This window comes from Dermacoccus sp. PAMC28757 (assembly GCF_014302635.1).
In the GTDB taxonomy this organism is placed as follows: Bacteria; Actinomycetota; Actinomycetes; order Actinomycetales; family Dermatophilaceae; genus Dermacoccus; species Dermacoccus abyssi.
This window is the reverse complement of record NZ_CP060292.1, coordinates 683,640-701,942: the sequence shown is the minus strand read 5'-3', so window position 1 is coordinate 701,942 and position 18,303 is coordinate 683,640. Positions and strand designations below refer to the sequence as shown.

18 protein-coding genes are annotated in these 18,303 nt (G+C 65.8%); 4 read left to right on the top strand and 14 right to left on the bottom strand.

Annotated features, from left to right (window positions below; genetic code table 11):
• Positions 1-30: 30 nt before the first annotated feature.
• On the bottom strand, positions 31-2,307 hold the full coding sequence (locus H7F30_RS03385) for a Mu transposase C-terminal domain-containing protein (protein ID WP_187036707.1): 2,277 nt from the start codon (positions 2,305-2,307) through the stop codon (positions 31-33).
• Positions 2,300-3,043 (bottom strand): TnsA-like heteromeric transposase endonuclease subunit, encoded by a 744-nt coding sequence (locus H7F30_RS15065; protein WP_370562911.1) that lies wholly within the window; start codon positions 3,041-3,043, stop codon positions 2,300-2,302. Before H7F30_RS15065 ends, H7F30_RS03385 begins: the two co-directional genes overlap by 8 nt.
• 545 nt (positions 3,044-3,588) lie before the next feature.
• Here H7F30_RS15065 and H7F30_RS03375 point away from each other — a divergent pair.
• Positions 3,589-3,894, top strand: a complete 306-nt coding sequence (locus H7F30_RS03375; RefSeq protein WP_187036702.1) for a hypothetical protein — start codon at positions 3,589-3,591, stop codon at positions 3,892-3,894.
• Here the strand turns inward: H7F30_RS03375 and H7F30_RS03370 are convergent.
• The 3 genes from H7F30_RS03370 to H7F30_RS03360 all read right to left on the bottom strand — a co-directional run bounded on the left by H7F30_RS03370 (position 3,891) and on the right by H7F30_RS03360 (position 5,883).
• Entirely contained in the window at positions 3,891-4,121 is a 231-nt protein-coding gene (locus H7F30_RS03370) for a hypothetical protein (protein WP_187036700.1), read from the bottom strand. The two genes, H7F30_RS03375 and H7F30_RS03370, sit on opposite strands and share 4 nt — an antisense overlap.
• 173 nt (positions 4,122-4,294) lie before the next feature.
• On the bottom strand, positions 4,295-5,281 hold the full coding sequence (locus H7F30_RS03365; RefSeq protein WP_187036698.1) for an IS481 family transposase: 987 nt from the start codon (positions 5,279-5,281) through the stop codon (positions 4,295-4,297).
• An 86-nt stretch (positions 5,282-5,367) separates the two neighbouring features.
• The gene (locus H7F30_RS03360) at positions 5,368-5,883 is read right to left on the bottom strand and encodes a glyoxalase/bleomycin resistance/extradiol dioxygenase family protein (protein WP_144933180.1); all 516 of its coding nucleotides are present in this window, start codon (positions 5,881-5,883) and stop codon (positions 5,368-5,370) included.
• 50 nt (positions 5,884-5,933) lie between these two features.
• Between H7F30_RS03360 and H7F30_RS03355 the strand changes: the two genes are divergently transcribed.
• Complete coding sequence (locus H7F30_RS03355) at positions 5,934-6,719, top strand: helix-turn-helix domain-containing protein (protein ID WP_187036696.1); 786 nt, start codon at positions 5,934-5,936, stop codon at positions 6,717-6,719.
• Between the two features lie 402 nt (positions 6,720-7,121).
• Here H7F30_RS03355 and dnaB read toward each other — a convergent pair whose 3' ends face one another.
• From dnaB to H7F30_RS03335, 4 genes are all read right to left on the bottom strand, one after another.
• Positions 7,122-8,507, bottom strand: a complete 1,386-nt coding sequence (gene dnaB / locus H7F30_RS03350) for a replicative DNA helicase (RefSeq protein ID WP_187036694.1) — start codon at positions 8,505-8,507, stop codon at positions 7,122-7,124.
• Positions 8,508-9,188: 681 nt separating this feature from the next.
• Complete coding sequence (locus tag H7F30_RS03345) at positions 9,189-9,500, bottom strand: DUF2316 family protein (protein WP_187036692.1); 312 nt, start codon at positions 9,498-9,500, stop codon at positions 9,189-9,191.
• Positions 9,501-9,580: 80 nt separating this feature from the next.
• On the bottom strand, positions 9,581-10,726 hold the full coding sequence (locus H7F30_RS03340; protein WP_052946857.1) for a peptidoglycan DD-metalloendopeptidase family protein: 1,146 nt from the start codon (positions 10,724-10,726) through the stop codon (positions 9,581-9,583).
• Positions 10,727-11,117: 391 nt separating this feature from the next.
• Positions 11,118-12,200 carry a peptidoglycan-binding protein gene (locus H7F30_RS03335; RefSeq protein ID WP_222617840.1) on the bottom strand — a complete coding sequence of 361 codons (1,083 nt, stop codon included), beginning with the start codon at positions 12,198-12,200 and terminating at the stop codon, positions 11,118-11,120.
• Positions 12,201-12,555: 355 nt separating this feature from the next.
• On the opposite strand from H7F30_RS03335, the gene H7F30_RS03330 reads away from it, so the two are divergent.
• Positions 12,556-13,875 carry an MATE family efflux transporter gene (locus H7F30_RS03330; RefSeq protein WP_047310890.1) on the top strand — a complete coding sequence of 440 codons (1,320 nt, stop codon included), beginning with the start codon at positions 12,556-12,558 and terminating at the stop codon, positions 13,873-13,875.
• An 83-nt stretch (positions 13,876-13,958) separates the two neighbouring features.
• Positions 13,959-14,783, top strand: a complete 825-nt coding sequence (locus H7F30_RS03325; RefSeq protein WP_187036688.1) for a serine hydrolase — start codon at positions 13,959-13,961, stop codon at positions 14,781-14,783.
• A 174-nt stretch (positions 14,784-14,957) separates the two neighbouring features.
• Here H7F30_RS03325 and rplI read toward each other — a convergent pair whose 3' ends face one another.
• From rplI to H7F30_RS03300, 5 genes are all read right to left on the bottom strand, one after another.
• A complete protein-coding gene (gene rplI, locus H7F30_RS03320; RefSeq protein WP_187036686.1) occupies positions 14,958-15,404 on the bottom strand; it encodes a 50S ribosomal protein L9 in 447 nt (148 codons plus the stop codon).
• A gap of 22 nt (positions 15,405-15,426) precedes the next feature.
• Positions 15,427-15,663, bottom strand: a complete 237-nt coding sequence (gene rpsR / locus H7F30_RS03315; RefSeq protein ID WP_006944621.1) for a 30S ribosomal protein S18 — start codon at positions 15,661-15,663, stop codon at positions 15,427-15,429.
• A 127-nt stretch (positions 15,664-15,790) separates the two neighbouring features.
• The gene (locus H7F30_RS03310) at positions 15,791-16,426 is read right to left on the bottom strand and encodes a single-stranded DNA-binding protein (protein ID WP_047310888.1); all 636 of its coding nucleotides are present in this window, start codon (positions 16,424-16,426) and stop codon (positions 15,791-15,793) included.
• Between the two features lie 33 nt (positions 16,427-16,459).
• Positions 16,460-16,747: a 30S ribosomal protein S6 gene (gene rpsF, locus H7F30_RS03305; protein WP_187036685.1), complete on the bottom strand. Its 288-nt coding sequence runs from the start codon at positions 16,745-16,747 to the stop codon at positions 16,460-16,462.
• Between the two features lie 244 nt (positions 16,748-16,991).
• Positions 16,992-18,272, bottom strand: coding sequence for a hypothetical protein (locus H7F30_RS03300; protein WP_187036683.1), 1,281 nt, complete (start codon positions 18,270-18,272; stop codon positions 16,992-16,994).
• Positions 18,273-18,303: the final 31 nt, after the last annotated feature.

Sequence of the window (18,303 nt, the reverse complement as noted above, 5' to 3'; positions counted from 1 at the left end):
TTCGTGAAATTGATGTCTGTCCATGCCGCGTCACCAACCGGCCGCTTGGTCGGAAGACTCATCCGGACCAGGGGCGGCTGCAGATAAGCCGTTGAGCTGAGCCCACGCGGTCGCGAGCACAGCTGATCCAGCGTCATTGTTTTCGCTGCGGATGGCGATGGGGCTTTCCTCAGGTGCGGGCTGCTCCACCACGGTCACTGACTCACTCGCAGGAGGCGGTGATTCGGGCATTTGGGCGGTGACGCGTTCACGGCTGTACAAGGCGAGTTGTGCTTCGAGATGGTCGCGCTGGGACGCATCGACTCGCACGCGAGCTGCCGACCACATTGCCTTGTCGGCCACGGAAGCCTGGGCTGCCATGAGGCTGTTGAGGCTGCGAATGATCTCATCTGTGGCCCCCCGTCGGCCTAGAGCAGCGTTTCCGCCCCGCGCTCGCACCTGCTCGCGCACACGTTGGAGGACGGTTTGCGTCAATGGCGCATTCAGACGCCACGCACCTCGCCAGTTGATGGGGTGAACCTGCCCGGTGGCCGGGTGTCGGAACCACACACGTGAGAGGTCACGGGGATCTACGAAGAAGGGTGCAGCCCGATCTTCGTTCCGGAAGGCGCCCGGTTGAAGGTGTCGGAATTCGTTGAGGACGGCGTCGTCGTAGGTCAGGTTCGCGATGCGCACGCCGTCATGGCGAATGGTCGCCCATCGGATAGGGAGGAATTGGTAGACGAGGTCGGGTGACTGTGCCACGTCAAGGCGGCCGGTGATCGACGTCAGGGCGTCGAACATGCTCAGCGGGGTGTGGCGAGCATTTGTAGCCCCGCTGATGACGAGGCCCGAATGTGGAGTCCGGTGGTAGTCCAAGGCCACCCACGCACGCAGGAATCTCTCCAGTTCCGTTGCAGTCAAAAGTTTTTGGCCCCGCTCATTGTCACTTCGGCCGACGAGGCGGCCTCGCTCGAAGGGGCTACGCCCCTTGTAGCCGGGCAGGTCTTGCAAGGCACGCTGGAGGGTCTCGTGCCAACGCTCGACGTGGGTGTTGTCCGTTGGTCTCGTGCCGCGCGAGAGCATGAGGTCAATGCCCAGGTCGTTGAGCAGACGCGTGAAGTGCTCCCCGACAAAGATCGTGCCGTGATCGCAGCGGATGGCGTCAGGGTGTACCGACGGAATGGAGTGAGTGCCATCGAGGGGGGCCTCATGTAGCCCCTCGCAGTTGAAGTCAACCGCCTCGGGAATACCTGCCCATCGCCAGTCGGTGATCGTGGAACCGTCCACGTGGAGTTGAAAGGGCCTCATGACGTCGTAGAGCAGAAGGCTGGCGTCTATGGCGGATGCGGACTTAGGCACTACACGCAGGCCCAGGACGCACCGGGTCGCGACATCGAGGGCCGTCAGGATCTCGACGGAAAAGGAGCGTTCGTGCAGGTCGTCCCACACCAGAACGTCGGCGCGAGTGGCGTCAATAGCGACGACTTGGCCTGGGCGCATAGCCGGGTAGTGCTGATACCCGGCGGTGTCGCGCATCGACCGTGACCGTTGAGCGCGGGTTCCCCGCCCTCGTTCACTCATCAAGGCGGATAGGTATTTCTTCCCGCGTCGTTGCGGGTAATCCAACGTCTTGCCCTGGGCTTGAGCGCGGCGCTGGATGCGCTCCTCCATCGTGCGAACGTTCACAGTGGAGATGTCACCGTCGAGGAGACGAAACTCCGCGTTGGCCAGCTCTTTGAACAGGTCAGGCAGCGCGGCGTCCCCTGCTGAAACGCGCGTGGCGCGCGAGTCAACGAGGCCCCACAGGCCCTCAGCGCGGTAGGCGCGCACCCAGTTGAGTAGCGTCGTCACTCCCGGTGAACGGTCAAGAAGCTCACCTCTGGCCACTCGGATGACATGGTCGCGATCGAGGTCCTTCTCGAGGCGGAGCTGGTGCGCCATGGACGTGGCTCGTTGGGTGAGTGTTCGTGTCGGTGAAAACGCCTCTCGCGGTTCGCCCGAACACGCGAGGGCCGCAAATCCGTAGCGATACCCCGTGAGGATCTCCAAGACCACTTCGAGGCGGCCGGTGGCCGTCCGCTGCGCGCTGGCGCTCAGCGATTCCCAACGCGGACTCAACGCTCCGAAGATTGCGTCCGTCCGGCCGTCGGTGGCGTCCTGGACGGTGCTGAGCTCGTCGAAGCGCTTTGTAACGGTGCCGCCGCCATGCGCAGGCGCCAGCACGACCCCGGACGGCAAGAGCTGCTGCACAAGGTAGATCTCGTTGTCGGTCAGCACTCGGCTCTGGCCGGCGACCAGTCGGACCCGTCCGCGTGCCTTATGCATCCGCTCCACCTACGCTCACTGGGGACGTCTCCGTCAGGCGGGTCCTCGTCACGACCTTCAACTGGCCACACCACATCAGGTGCCACATCGTGGCAATCACCTCGCCACTTCCGTCGTCAAGGTCAATGAGGTCCTGGATCGTTGTCTCGCCGGAGCGCACGCTTTCCGTGAGGCGCTCTACATGCCGCTCGTGCCAGGGCATCTCGTGACGAAACCCTTGAAGCCACAGGAGATTAAGGCGCTCGACCTCATCGAGACCGTGGAAGACCTCGTGACCCCAACCAACGTCGGCACATGCCCGCTGTGTCATCGCCACCTGACGCCAGAACAATTCGTCGGCGCGTGCGTTAGGCCGCACATCCCATAACGTGACCCGCCCGCCCGTCGAGAGACTGAGCAAATCAGGAACGTGTGTTCGCCTGCCCACGTCAAGAGGAAAAAGGATCCGGCATGGCTGGGCGACCAACCACGTGACCTCCGATCTACGGTCAAGGACCCGTACGAGGTCGTGCTCAAGCCCGGACTCCACCTCCAAGTGTGTACCTGTGGTGACCGAATAGGCCCGAACCGGCACATGCCGAGCACGCGAGTGCGACTGCGGGCGTCGAACACTGCCAAGGCCGAACACATTCGGCGGGCCCTGCAGCCAATCCCACTCCACAGGATGCTCTCCCCTGCCCAGAGCAAAGGACCACCGAGCTGTCTCACCGGACCTTTTTCTGGGCCGGTCAGGCATCGGGATGTTGACATATGCAGGACCATTTGGGCATGCTGGCATAGCAAAACCTCCTTGGGGTTTGCGTCACAAGTTCTGAGCACTGCGCTAACAGTGCTTGTCCCATGCTTAAGCCGGGTTCCAGCCCGGCTTTTCGCATGCCTGGGGATCTCGGGCTCCAGAGCCGCCCGTCAGTGAGTCAGTTAAACCACCACCACCTTTCGCACAGACGAAACTATCTCAAATGCCAGCCTCTAAAAAGTGAGCCCGCGCGGCCTGCGGGCCCTCGCGAGACGAAAGTTTCCCCCAGCAAACATTCGGCGTAAATATTTGCCGTAGCAAATTTTTCATGGAGGAATTCCGTATTTATTGGAAGCGGACGGCCCCTGCGCCTAGAGAACAACCGGGGGCGGACGTGAGCTGGCCGGTCAGCGATTGTCGGCGAGTCGCCGTTCGAGGTCGCCGATGATGCTCTCGACTACGCGGGTGCAGAACCCCGGGGGTCGCCGGTGTGGGCGAAGCTCTGGCCTACGCGGTTGGAGACGGGCAGATCGTTGTCACCGAGCATGTCGCTGAGCCGGGGCCCCGGCCGACTCCTCAAGCTGCTTCACCGCCTCGTCGACGAGGGCCGCACCCTGATCCTCATCGAGCACGGCCTCGACGTCATCGCGGCCGCCGACCACGTCATCGACATCGGGCCCGACGCCCGTCACAACGGCGGCCTCGTGCAGTTCGCCGGCAACGTCACGGACCTCATCGCCACAGACACTCACACCGGCAAGTACCTACGACGCCACCTGGGAACCCGGGACTTCTGCACCGATGGGTGGTGGCAGTGTCACTCACCTACCCGCCCGCAATCCTCCGGTTAGCTCATCCGCGAGTAGATCTCATCGAAGAATCCAGCGAGCATCGACGCAGCCCCCGGCTGAGAAAGCTCATAGCCGCCGAACCGGAACACGTGGTACCCCGCAAGTTTGAGTCGTCGGTCCTCGGCGGCCATCTCAGAGTAGAGCCGGGGGCTGGCGGTTGTGCCGACGGAGTAGTGATGCTTCCCGTCGACCTCAATCACAACACGCTTTCGGTCGCTGAAGAGCATCAGAAAGTCCATCCGCTGCCGCGCCAGAGGCGCCCCCTGCGACGTTGCGCGCCGAGTTGTCTGGTGGTGCGGGTCATAGTGGAGGTAAACCTGTGGCACGAGCGCGACCACGTCCGGGTCGTCTTTGAACCGGCTGTAGTAGGTGTGGAAAAGCAGTTGCTCAGGCGGGCTCGCTAGCTGTACTGACCGGACACGTTGGTCAATCGTGAGAAGGGCGGCTGGTTGCCGCAGGCGGTGTGTGGCCGGTGGTGGTTGTAGTAGTGCAGCCAGCCGTCGAGTTCGCCGCGTCGTTCGGCTTCGGAGGTGTAGCAGCGGGCGTAGGCCCAGCCGTCGGCCAGGGTCCGGTGGAATCTCTCGATCTTGCCGTTGGTCTGCGGACGATACGGCCTGGTGCGCTTGTGCGTGATTCCGAGCTCGGCGCAGGTGTCTCGCCACAGGTGTGAGCGGTAAGCGCCGCCGTTGTCCGACAGGACCCTCTCGATGGTCACGCCACGGGCGTTGAACCACTCAACGGCCCGAACCAGGACAGCCGTCGCGGTGAGGGCGGTTTCGTCGTCGTGGATCTCGGCGTAGGCGACGCGGGAGTGGTCGTCGATGACGGTGTGGACGAACGCCTTGCCCATCAACGGGTCCCGGTACTTGTTCCTGGGCTTGCCCGGTGTGGCTGAGCGGTTCTTGTCACCTTGCTGGCGGCCGACGTAGCGCCAGCCGCCGCCGTCGGGGATGTTGCCGAGCTTCTTCACGTCGACGTGCAGCATCGCCCCGGGATGATCGTGCTCATACCGGCGAATGGGCTCACCGGTGGCCCGGTCGACATGGGACAGCCGGTTCAGGTGGGCGTCGACCAGGATCCGGTGGACCGTGGACGGCGCGATCCCCAGCCGGCAGGCCAACTGCACAGGGCCTTCGCGAAGGCGTAACCGGAGCTGGATACAGCGCCTCGTGGTCTTCGCGTTGGTCTTGTTCGGCGAGCGATGTGGGCGCGAGGAGCGGTCCTGCATCGACTGGCCGGTGCGGTAGCGGTCTGTCCAGCGTTTCACGGTCGGCCAGGAGACCTGGAATCGGGCGGCGACCTCACTGATCGGCCAGCCGTCATCGACGACCAAACGGGCAACGAGCAGACGGTGGCGCGGGGTCAGCGCAGCGTTGGGATGAGACATCGACGTCCTCCAAGGTGTGATGGGCGGCCACCTCGCGGTGACCGCCCATCGCAAGCTCCTAGCCGCGGAGCAACCCGCCAGGGGTATCAGTTGTTCTCGTTGCTCATTTCCGCGGCCCAGGCCTCGACCCGGCGAGCTGATTCCTCATCACTGAGGTCCTCGACGCGCGTCATCACCGACCATCGGACCCCGAACGGATCGCGGATGCTCCCGTAGCGGTCGCCGGAGACGAAGCCCACGACAGCTTCGCGCAGCACAGCGCCACGGGCGACTGCTGTCTCGACGACGCTGTCAACGTTAGCGACATAGATGCCGAGGGAGAACTGCGCGTCTTCGCTCTCCGCGTCCAGGGCCAGCAGGTGATAGGCCTCCTGCGCGGCCCCCACCTGGAGGCGACCGCAACCGAAGTCGAGCTCGGCATGGACGATTGCCCCCTCCATCTCGGTCGAGCTCACTACGCGCGCGCCGAACACGTCCGTGTAGAACGCCAACGCCGCCCTCGGATCCTCGAGCGCAATGAACGGAGTCAAGCTGGAGAAGCCCTTCGGGCGCCCGTTGTCGGTGTACTCGCCATGGGCAGGGGCAACTGGTTCAGTCGTCATGACCTGCACGCTAGGGACTGCTGACGCGCGTGGTCTTGTAGATTCCTGCCATGACCGCCTCGTCTGACGTCAGTGGACGGGGCCCGTTGTTTCCAGCGGAACTTCCCCGCGATTTCACCCGGATCCCACCGGGTCCAGCAGCCAAGGACTTGGTCGTCTGGTGGTGGACCAGCACATGGGATCTCCCACCGGGGCAACACTCATCGCAAGAGCTCCTGGCGTTTCCCGCGAGCAACCTCGCCTTCGAAAAGGATCAGGTGCGCTTCTGGGGGCCCACTACGCGGGGCTCCACACAGGTCCTGGTTGGGCAGGGCTGGGTGCTCGGTGCCCTGCTACGCCCGGCTGCAGTGCCCGCCTTCACTCGGCAGCCGGCCGCCTGCCGAGACGACTCCATCCCTGTCGCCGCCCTCGAACTCCATGAAGCAGTCCAGGCGTCAGACGGCAACCTCGCCAATGTCATCGAAACGGTCGAGATGTGGCTAACGAGCCACGTGGGCCCGCTGACCGATGAGGCTCACCAAGCCAACCGCCTGGCCGACCTCGCCATCACCGACTCCCACATCGCCACGGTGGACGACCTCGCTGGCGCCATGGGGGTTTCGACGCGGACGGTCAATCGCCTCACCACCAAGTACGTGGGCCTCTCGCCCTACACCATGATCCGCCGCCGACGCCTCCAAGAAGCGGCCGAATGGATCCGCGAGAACCCGGATGAAGCACTGGCCGATATCGCAGTCCGTTACGGCTTCGTCGACCAAGCACACCTGAGCCGTGAAGCACGCGCCCTTCTCGGACTGACCCTCACGCACTACCGCTCGCGCGCGATCAGAGAGTGACGAAACCCGCCTGTCTCGATCAACGTGTCCGGTCAGTACAGCTAGGCACCGCGAGTGAAGGGGATCTGCTCAGCATCCTGTCGATCCCGCGGGAGGTGAACCAGCACGACGTCTCAGCTCGTGAAGCGGAGGGGTCAGGTACAGGGTTGGCCCACCCACAGCAAACACTGGCCAGTAACCCATGCGCTGAGAACTGTTCTCACGGCCCCTCTGTGATCCCGCGCGATTCTGAATACCGACCGCGTAAAAACGCGCAGGGAGAACCGTTCTCAGTGACGAATTGATTCACTACGACGCTCGTATCGTGAGATCCAACGGTCCTAGAGGGCCGAACATTGCGCAAGTCGGTCATCCGTGCAATGTTCGCTGCATCTCGACAGGTCTGGTCGTAGGCGTACACAATCAGAAGTTCTGGCCGCCCATGTCCTTGAAGCGCGACAGGTGGCCCTGGAAGGCGACGGTGATGTCCTTCGTTGCGCCGGCACGGTGCTTGGCGACGATGATGTCGGCCTCGCCGGGGCGCTGCGATTCCTTGTCGAAGTAGTCGTCTCGGTGGAGCAGGATGACCATGTCGGCGTCCTGCTCGATCGAACCCGATTCACGCAGGTCCGACATCTGTGGACGCTTGTCGGTGCGCTGCTCCGGACCACGGTTCAGCTGCGAAATCGCGATGACCGGAACCTCGAGCTCCTTCGCGAGCAGCTTGAGCGCACGCGAGAACTCCGACACCTCCTGCTGACGCGACTCGACGCGCTTGCCCGAACTCATGAGCTGCAGGTAGTCGATAGCCAGGATCTTCAGGTTGTGCCGCTGCTTGAGGCGGCGCGCCTTCGCGCGAATCTCCATGAGCGACATGTTCGGCGAGTCGTCGATGAACAGCGGCGCCTCGTTGATGCGCCCCATCGTCGTGGCGATCTTCACCCACTCGTCGTCGGTCATCGTGCCCTTGCGCATGTTCTGCATCTGGATGCCCGCCTCGGCGGCCAGGATGCGCATGGTGATCTCCGTGCGCCCCATTTCCAGGGAGAAGAACGCCGCGCAGTGCCCGTGCTGGATGGCCGCGTTGCGGATGAAATCCATACCCAACGTCGACTTACCCATCGCCGGTCGCGCCGCGATGACGATCATCTGGCCCGCGTGCAGACCGTTCGTCAGTTCGTCGAAGTCGGCGAAGCCCGTGAGGATGCCGGCCGCCTGCCCGCCACCCTGAATCTGCTCGATCTCGTCGACCGTCAGCTCCAGCACGTCACCGAGCTGGACGTAGTCCTCACCGCCACGCTTGTCGGCGACCGCATAAACTTCTGCCTGCGCCGCGTTGACGATGTCCTCGACATCCCCGCCGTCATCGCCATAGCCCATCTGCACGATGCGCGTACCCGCGTCGACGAGGCGACGCAGCACCGCTCGCTCCGCGACGATCTGCGCGTAGTACCCGGCGTTCGCCGCGGTCGGCACGCTCGAGATGAGCTGGTGCAGGTACGCCTGCCCACCGATGCGCCCGAGTTCGCCGCGCTTCGTCAGCTCGTCGGCGACGGTGATGGCGTCCACCGGCTCGCCGCGCCCGTACAGGTCGGTGATGGCGTCGAAGACGACCTCGTGCGCCGGACGGTAGAAGTCGACGCCCTTTACCTCTGCAATGACGTCGGCGATGGCGTCCTTGCTCAACATCATGCCGCCGATGACGCTCTGCTCGGCCTGCAGATCCTGCGGCGGCAGCTTGCCGGGCGGCATCGCATCGCCGGGTGCGTCGAACTCCGGCGGCGCCTCGTACGGCTCCAACTCGGCCATGCCGCCACTCCTCATCCCGGCGCGAACTCGCCGCGTCGCACTGCCCGTCGGTGCCACCTCGAGCGGCACAGAAGGCACCATCTCACTCAGCACCGACAACCGTACGGAGCAACCCCGTCCGTTCACCAACCGGCCTGTGGACAACGTTGTGCACAACGTGTTGGAAACGCCGTCCACCCCTGTGGGAAACACGGGGACAAGCCTGTGGACGAATTGAACCGACCCTCACGAAAACCCCATCATGACGGCGCATTCTTCGTCCCCAGCCTGGGGACGAAAATTTCTTCCGTCCTGTGCGACAAGAAATATTGCCGTCCACAGGCGTTGGGATCGTTCACCGTACGATCAACAGCCGTTCGGGCCCCGTCCGCCCGACCTGGCTGGGCGAAATCACGACGTGAAATCGGCCTGCCGGACGCGAAGGCGACGTGGTGGCGTCCCGGCTCGCGATGGTGCTCGCCGCCGAACCCGGACGCCGACCCGCGAAGCGAGCCTGCGTCCTTCGGCGACGAGCGGTTGGGGGCTGACGAACCGAGACGCCACCCTCACCAAATCAAGAAACCGACCGTGCAGCACGCTTCGACACGCAACCACCCGGCACAGACCGAAATCCGAGGCGACGCCGCTGCGCTCGGAGCACCGGGTCGGAGCCGGCCACCGGTAAAGCTGCGGCGGCCTTCGTCACCCCTTGAAGGACTCCACCGGTGGAACCGCCCGCAGACGGAACCAGCGCTGCGCGGCTTGCCGGGACGAGTCCGTCAACACCGTCCACCCACCTGCGTCCACGCCGCGGTGACGCGCCAGCGCGTCCAGCCCGTCCCGCATGAGCCACACGACGACAGGATCCGCACCCCGCATGGCAACGGTGTCCTCCACCGCCTGCGGTTCGAGGTCAAGCCAGGCTGCCAGCGCCTGCTCGCTCACCCCGAGCACCTCGACGTGACGACGCAACTGCTCACCGGTGACTTCACGTTCACGACTGTTCAACGACACGCCCCGACCCCTACGCTCGCGAACGCCGACGGGCGCCTCTCCCAGTCGGAAGAGGCGCCCGTCGGTGAGCACACGGCGGGTCAGCCGTTGCGCGACATCGCGAGTGTGCCGGGCACGTACGACGTACCGAGCTCCTTCGACTCCGCGATCTTGATGCTCACGAAGTTGCGTCCGTCCACGATGCCCCAGTGCAGGTGCGGGCCGGTGGAGTTGCCCGTGTTGCCCGAGCGAGCGATCTGCTGACCCTGGACGACACGCTGACCGGGAACGACGTTCATGGACGACAGGTGCGCGTACTCCATCGCGTGACCGGAGGCGTCGCGGATGAGGATGGTGTTGCCGCCGCCGGTGTTGTACTCCGCCATGATGACGACGCCGGAGGCCGACGCGACGACGGGCGTCCCTGCGGGCACCGCGAAGTCGACGTGGTGCTTGTCGTTCCACTTGTAGTGGCTGGCCGAGCCGTACGGGCCCTGCGAGATCGGCGCCGCGTAACCGCTCGGGAACGGCAGTTCGTAGGGGGCGTTCGGGCTCACGAGCGTCGGACGAGCAGCCTTGCGGGCCACCTTCTTCGACGAGCTCTTGGGCGTGCTCTTCTTGGCGGAAGCAGCATCCGTCTTGGCGAGCGCGTAGGTCGTGCGGACGCCGACAATGCCGTCGACGGCGAGGCCCTTGTCGGTCTGGAACGCCTTGACGGCGGTGAGCGTCTTCGGGCCGAAGACACCGTCGGCCGTGATGCCGAGCTTCTTCTGCACCGCGCGCACGACGGCGCCCTCGTCGCCGATGTTGACGACCGAGTCCTTCGAACCCGGCTTCGAGGCGGGCTTCGTCGACGTGGCGTTGAGAACGGACCAGGTCTTCGATCCGACGACACCGTCGACGGAAAGGTTGTTGGCGCGCTGGAAGTCCTTGACCGCGGCGGTCGTGATGGGGCCGTAGATGCCGTCACGCACGAGCGCCAGGCGGGCCTGGACCTGCGTCACGTCACCACCACGAGCGCCGAACGCCACCGTCTTGGGGGTGTCACCGGCAGCTGCCTCGGCGGCCTTGTCGCCTTCGACGGCGAGAGCGGGGGCCGCCATGAGGGCTGCCGCACCGGTCGGAAGGGCCGCACTCACACCGAGCGCGACGGCGGAACGACCACTGCGCGCAGCTGCGGCACCGACACGAGCCGAGTCGAGGTAGCCGGCATGCGAGGAGAGATGCTTGGGCACGTACTTCGTCATGGCTTCTGCACTCCGTGAGTTCGTGGAGCGCACGGGCGAAGCCGACAACGCGCTCACAGGGATCTGAGGCCACGCTGAATGCGTGACATGACCGAGGATGCCCCACCGAATGAGCGCTTCAAAGCACCGAAAAAATTACACGCGTGTCGTTCAGAGCCGCCGTGATCTGCCCGTGATGACGGGAAATTCGGGCGAATTGTGCGCGTTTTCGGGCAGCACGAATCGAACATCCTTTCGCTCTTCGAAAAAATGTTCGACAGAAAATTTCTTCTTCAATTTTGTCCACGATGTGGGACGGCGCTCAGCTCGTCGACCGTGTCAGCTTCCCCACTGCCGGTACCGAACCGATCCGAGCGCCATCCCCGTCACACCGCGGAGGCTTTGGTGATCCCTACTTGATGACGCGCGCGTACCCCGACGGCGATCTGTAGACCTTGCGCATCGCAACCGGAACGCCCGGCTGCGGCGAGTCGATCATCATGCCGTTCCCCACGTAGATACCGACGTGGTACGCCGGGTAACCCCAGAAGACGAGGTCACCGGGCTGCGGGTCGGAGACACGCGGGAAGTACGCCTGCTGCTGAGCCGCGGTACGCGGCATGTAGTAGCCGAAGTTCTTGAACACGTAGCTCGTCAGACCGGAGCAGTCGAAGCCGGCAGGCGACGAACCGCCCCACACGTACGGCGTTCCCGCGAACGTCTGGGCGAAGGCGATGACCTGCGCCGCGGTACCCGTGGCCGGAGTACTCGGCACGGACGGCGTCGACACCGGCGGCGTCGTCGGCTGCGGGGCGTTCGGGCCGACGCATCCGAGCTTCGTCCACGTGCGCGGGCCGACGATGCCGTCCGCGTACAGACCGGTTGCGCGCTGGAAGGCGAGCACCTTGGCCTTCGTGTTGGCACCGAACCAACCGTCCGTGGGCAGGCCGAGACGGTCCTGCAGCACCTTGACGAGCTGGCCCGAGTTGCCCATGCGCAACGTCGTCGACGTCGGCGAGCAGGCCGGGGTCGTGGTCGTCGGCACCGTGGGCGTCGTCGTGCCCGTGGTGGGCGTCGTCGGGCGCGTCGGTGTCGTCGGACGCGTCGGCGTGACGGCCGAGCCGCCCACCTTGGCCCAGGTGCGCGCTCCCACGATGCCGTCCGGCACGAGGCCGTTGGCGCGCTGGAACGTCTTGACCGCGCTCAGCGTGGCGGGGCCGAAGATGCCGTCGGCGGTGACACCGACGCGGGCCTGAACGATCTTGACGGCGGCGCCGCGCGAGCCGTACGAGAGCGTCGGGCGGGGGGTGGAGGCGGAGCCGTTGGTGGTGTCGTCACCGGGCGCGGCGAGCGCCGGCGCGGCCGCCATCAGCGTGCCACCCGTCGGAATGGCGAGCGCAACACCGGCGCCGACGGCTTGCTTGACCGTCAGGCGCGGCAGCGCAGAGGTAGAGCGTTGGCGCCGCCTCATGTGCAAGGGAACGTGGGTACTCAAATGAGCAGCCTTCCTAGGTGAAGTCGTCACGACGTGCACACCCCCGACGTCTCGGACGTCGGGTGCGTGCGCACGTCACTGCCACACCCCTGCCAGCCCCCGCTCGCAAAGGTGCTCGTTTACTGTGCCTGACCGGACCCTGTGAAGAAAGTGAAAGTTGCCGACACGCAGGGGTGAATGCTTGACTCGTCGAGCAGGATGCGCGTAAAAGCACGACGCTGTGAATCACCCGATCGTGCGTGGTTCTGCAGAATTTCGGCCAATATCAGATACAGGTCGAACGTCATGGAAGGCGCGCCGACACGCCGCGAAAAAATGTGTGGTGCATCTCGCATCGTGAGACGTTAGGAGCCGTGTGACGCACCCCATCGCTCGACTCGCGGTGCCTGCGTTCTTCACCCTGATCGCCGAGCCCCTGTTTCTCCTCACCGATTCGGTCGTCGTGGGGCGCCTCGGAACGTCGGCGCTCGCCGCGCTCGGAGCCGCGAGCGCGATCCTCCTCACCGCCACCGGCATCTTCGTCTTCCTCGCCTATGCGACGACCGCCGTCGTGGCACGACACCTCGGCCGCGGCCACCAGGACGACGCCGTCCAGGCCGGCCTCGACGGTGTCTGGTTGGCCCTCGCTCTCGGCCTGCCGCTGTCCGCCGTCACCGCAGTCCTCGCCCGTCCCGCAGCACGCGCCATGAGTGGCTCGGGTGGGGCCGACGTGGTCGACCAAGCCACGACCTACCTCCAGATCAGCTCCGTCGGCATCCCGGCCATGCTCATCGCCCTCGCGGCACAGGGCCTTCTCCGGGGCCTCCAGGACACGAAGACGCCTCTGTGGGTGACAGGCATCGGTTTTGCGGTCAACGCCGCTCTCAACGCCTTTCTCGTCCTCGTGGTCGGCTGGGGGCTGGCCGGTGCCGCCGTGGGAACGGTGGTCGCACAGTGGCTCATGGCCCTGGCGCTACTTGTCTCCATCGTGCGCCGCACCCGCCACCTCGACCTGCGTCCCCATCCCGCCCGCGTCCTGGCGGCTGCCCGCTTCGGCGCGCCGCTGCTCGTGCGCACGGTGGCGCTGCGCGCCGTCCTGCTGCTGACGACGGCGGCGGCCGGCACGTTCGGTGCCACGACGCTGGCCGCGCACCAGGTCGCGATGACGATCTTCACCTTCCTCACCTTCGCCCTCGATGCCATTGCCATCGCCGCGCAGGCACTCATCGGGGAGTCGCTCGGGCGCGGCGACCACGACGAGACGCGCGAGCTCTCGGCCGTCATCACCCGCTGGGGCTGGTACAGCGGTGCCGCAGCGGGCCTGCTGACACTCGCCGCCGCGTGGCCCCTGCCCCACCTGTTCTCCGACGACCCCTCGGTGTTGCGCGCGACCACGGGCGCCCTGGTCGTCATCGCCCTCGTCCAACCGGTCGCGGGGGTCCTCTTCGTCCTCGACGGCGTCCTCATGGGGGCCGGAGACGGCCCATTCCTCGCCAAGGCACAGGTCGCCCTCCTGCTCGCCTACCTCCCGGCCCTGGGCGTGCTCATGCTCGCCGACGAGTGGCTCGAGGGGCTGGACGTCGCGGCCCCGCTGACCGCTCTGTGGGTTTGCTACTCGCTCTACCTGACGGCTCGCTGCGTCGTGCTGGATCGTCGCCGCCGCGTGGACGCGTGGATGGAACTGGCTGTTCCGTAACCGAATCGACATGCCGAAGTCGACAGAACGACGCTTGCCTGCACGTACCCTGAGGGCCACACCACAGAAGTTCGGGAGGCCACATGGCTCGCGTCGGAAAGCATCATGAAACCCCCAAGGGGTACACTCGACGAGGCGTCGTCCTGGGCGCCGGTGGCGTCGGCACGGCTCTCGCGCTGCCGAGTCTCGTCGGCGCAGCTGAGGCCTCTGCCACCACCGTGGGCCTTCGCGACAAGATCTACGCCATCGATGCGGCGACGACCGGAACCCTGTCGGTCGCCGTCTACGACCGCCGCTCCGGCCGGTTCTGGCAGTACAGCGCGGGAGTGCGCAACGAGTGCGCCAGCATCGTCAAGGTGCTCATCCTCGCCACGGTGTGTGACCGCGCTCAGCGCCTCGGGCGTGCCCTGACGGCGTGGGAGAAGTCGCAGGCGAGCATCATGATCCGCTACAGCGACAACAACGCTGCGACGAATCTGTGGAAGAGCGTCGGCGGCGCGCCGGCCGTTCAGGCCATGGCCACGAAGCTGCGCATGTACCAGACGGTGACGAACAAGGCCTGGGGCCTGACGACGACGTCCGCCTACGACCAGATGGTGCTCATGGACGAGATCTTCTGGTTCGGTCGGGTGCTCAACAGCACCAACCGCGGCTACATCAGCACGCTCATGGGTCAGGTGACCTCCGGCCAGCGCTGGGGTGTCGGCACGTACGGCACCTCCCAGGTCAAGAACGGGTGGCTGCCCTACAACGGTCAGTGGCGCATCAACAGCGTCGGCCACGTCGGTGGCTACGGACGCAACCACACGCTCGCCATCCTGCAGCGCACCCCCACGATGGCCATCGGTACGAGCGTGGCCAACCGCGTCGCGAAGACGATGTGGGATCACCTCGCGACGCCCCTGTGACAGCCCTCGAAGTGTGACGGCGAAGGCCCCGTGGACATCCGAGGAGGATGTACCGGGGCCTTCGTCATGCGTCCGCCAGATCGAACCTCGTCGAGGACAGTTCTCCCCACGACATGCGGAAGCTCCCACCCTCTCAAGGAGGGTGGGAGCTTCTGCGTGGTCTACGCGAACGCGTCAGGCGCGCGCGACGTTCAGCTTGACCGTCGCCTGAACCTCCGGGTGGAGGCGGACGAGGACGCTGTGGTCGCCGAGCGAGCGGATCGGGGTGGTGATCTCGATCTTGCGCTTGTCGACGGAGCCGGCGCCGGCTTCCTTGATGGCGTCGGCGATCTCGTGCGTGGTCACGGCGCCGAAGAGGCGACCGTTCTCACCGGAGCGCGCCTTCAGCGTCACCTTGGCGTTCTCGAGGTTGCCCTTGATGGACTGAGCCTCTTCGAGCGTCTTGACGGCGCGGGACTCGCGAGCCTTCTGGATGGAGTCGACCTGCTTCTGGCCGCCCTTCGTCCAATCGGTGGCGAGGTTGTTCGGCAGGAGGTAGTTGCGGGCGAAGCCGGGCTTGACGTCGACGACGTCACCGGCCGTGCCGAGCTTGGAAACCTCGTGCGTCAGGATGACCTTCATGATGGTGTTCCTTTCCGCCTGATCAGCGAGCCGAGCTCGAGTACGGCAGCAGGGCCATCTCGCGGGCGTTCTTGACGGCGTTGGCGATGAGGCGCTGCTCCTGGACGGAGACGCCCGTGACGCGACGCGCACGGATCTTGCCGCGGTCGGAGATGAACTTGCGCAGCAGGGCTGCGTCCTTGTAGTCGATGTTCTCGACCTTCGCCGCCTTCAGCGGGTTGGCCTTCTTCTTGGGCTTACGCACAACGGGCTTTGCCATCGTGGTGCTCTCCTTCTATGAGAGCCCGAGTGGGTGACTCGGGATAGCGAGTGTCTTGTTTCGCCTCGGCCGTCGGCCGGTGCGAGGTGGGTCGTGACGAATCACGACCGGTGTGAGGAGGAGCCGATCAGAACGGGGGCTCGTCGTAGGACGGGCCGGTGGACCAGCCACCATTGCCGCCCTGCTGACCGCCGGCGTTGCCCTGACCACCCTGCTGGCCGCCGGTGTTGCCACCGGTTGCCCACGGGTCGTCGTTGGGGCTGCCACCGAAGTTGCCGCCCTGCTGGCCGCCACCGAAACCACCACCGTTGCCGCCCTGCTGGCCGCCGAAGTTGCCCTGGGAGACGTTGCCGCCCCCCTGGCCTCCTCCGAAGCCGCCGCCGGGGCCACCGGAGCGCTGGGTCTTGTTGACCTTCGCCGTGGCGTAACGCAGCGAGGGGCCGATCTCGTCGACCTCGAGCTCGGTCGTCGTGCGCTTCTCGCCTTCCTTCGTCTCGTACGAACGAGACTTCAGTCGGCCGGTGACGACGACCCGAGTGCCGCGCTGCAGGGACTCGGAGACGTTCTCCGCCGCTTCACGCCAGATGGAGCAACGCATGAAGAGGGTCTCGCCGTCCTTCCACTCGTTCGACTGACGGTCGAACTGGCGGGGGGTCGAGGCCACGGTGAAGTTGGCGACCGCTGCCCCGTTCGGCGTGTACCGAAGCTCGGGGTCGGCGGTGAGGTTGCCGATCACGGTGATGTTGACGTCGCCTGCAGCCATGGGTGGTTCCTCCTACTTAAGTGTGGGGAGTTCTCAGGCGTCCTTGCGCAGGACCTTGGTGCGCAGGATGGACTCGTTGAGGCCCAGCTGGCGGTCAAGCTCTGCGGCGGTGGCCGGGGTGGACGTGAAGTCGACCACGACGTAGATGCCTTCGGACTTCTTCTTGATGTCGTACGCCATGCGACGACGGCCCCAGGTGTCGACGTTGTCGACGGTGCCACCGTCCTTCGTGACGACGGTGAGGAACTTCTCCAGCGAGGGCTGGACCGTACGCTCGTCGAGCTCGCCGTCGAGGATGATCATCATCTCGTAGTGACGCATGCGGTAACCCACCTCCTTTGGTCTAAAGCGGTCACGGTCTCTCCGTGACAGGAGGGTTGCAGCGTTGCTCGCCCTCACCGCCTCCTGGCCCGATCGTGCTCGTCGTGAGCGCTTTCGGGAAGAAAGTGGCGTCCACGGGTTGTGGACAAGAGGGCGTAAGCCTCTCAAGACTACCCGTTGCCGTCACGACGGACGAAATCTGTGGACGACTGCCCATGAGTCGGTGCGTCGGCTCGGGCGGCGATCACTTCGCCCGGCGGGCGGGGCCGGCCACGGAGTCGATGCAGGCTCGCACGAGGAAGAGAACGGCGATGAGCCGCACGGCGACGAAGACCGCGAACCACTCCTGCGGCAGCGCCTTGGCCGAGTTCGAGGAACGCGCGATGAAACCCCACACGACGACGAAGTAGGCGAACTCTGCTCCCGCCCACGCGAGGTGGTCGCGCCAACGAATCGCGCACAGGGCGACGAGCGGAAGCACCCACAGAGCAGCCTGCACCGGCAGCGCCCGCGAGGTGAGCATGACGACGACGAGCATGAGCAGCGCGACGGCCGCGGGCGTCATCGTCTCGTCGCGGCTCGCGAGAAGCCAGCCGAGACCGATGGCGAGGATCCAGCCGGTGACAGCGAGCGCCGTCAGGGACGTGGGCGAGAGTGTGAAGCCTGCGAACGAGAAGATCTGCCACAGCGAGCCGTACGACGCGCCCTGCGCCTTCCACGTCGTGAAGGACGCGAACGGGTTGGCTCCGGAGATCAGCATGAGACCCCCGACGACGGCGAACGTCACGGCTGCGCCGAGAGCAACGCCGGCCAGATCGCGGGTGCGCCGACGAGCCAGAGCCACGAGGATGACGGCGAGCAACACGGTGCCCAACGCGGGCCTGGTGAGAAGCGCTGCGGCGAGCAACCCGCCACTCAGCGCCGCCCGGTTGCGGCTCCAGGCCCACAGCCCGGCCGCAACGAGCAGCACGGCGAACGCGTCGAACGAGATGAGAGCCGTCGTGATGAGGACGGGCGAGAGGGCAACGTGCGCAGCAGCCCACGGTCCCTTCGGCAGCGACGCCGCGGTGAAGCAGACGGCGAGGGCGATGAGCAGGGCGATGAGCGCTGCGCCCCAGGCGAACATGCCCTGCTGCAGACGCAGCTGCGAACCACCGGGCACGAGGATCCTCACGATCCAGGTGATGGCCGCGGTCAGCGGTGGCTGCCCCGCACTCCCCGGTGACGACCACGGCGTGCTGCCTGCGTCACCCGCAACGGCCACGGGGAGATCCGAGTAACAGGCGCGCCACAACGATCCGGGCGTGGCCCAGCCCGTCGAGACACAGTGGTTCTTCTGGAGCACGCCCAGCGCGACGAAGACCGAGCTGAGGGCCGACAGAACCGCCGCAGCGGGCCGCCATCCGCGCACCCCCGGCACGGCGTGACGCCCGAGCGGGCCTCCGATGACGTGCGAAGCCGCTGCGACGACGGAGTCGGTGCGCGAGGGCATCGCGGCGCGCCGCGGCACACGCTGAGGACGCATGCTCTTCCTCTGCGCACCTGAACTCATGGGC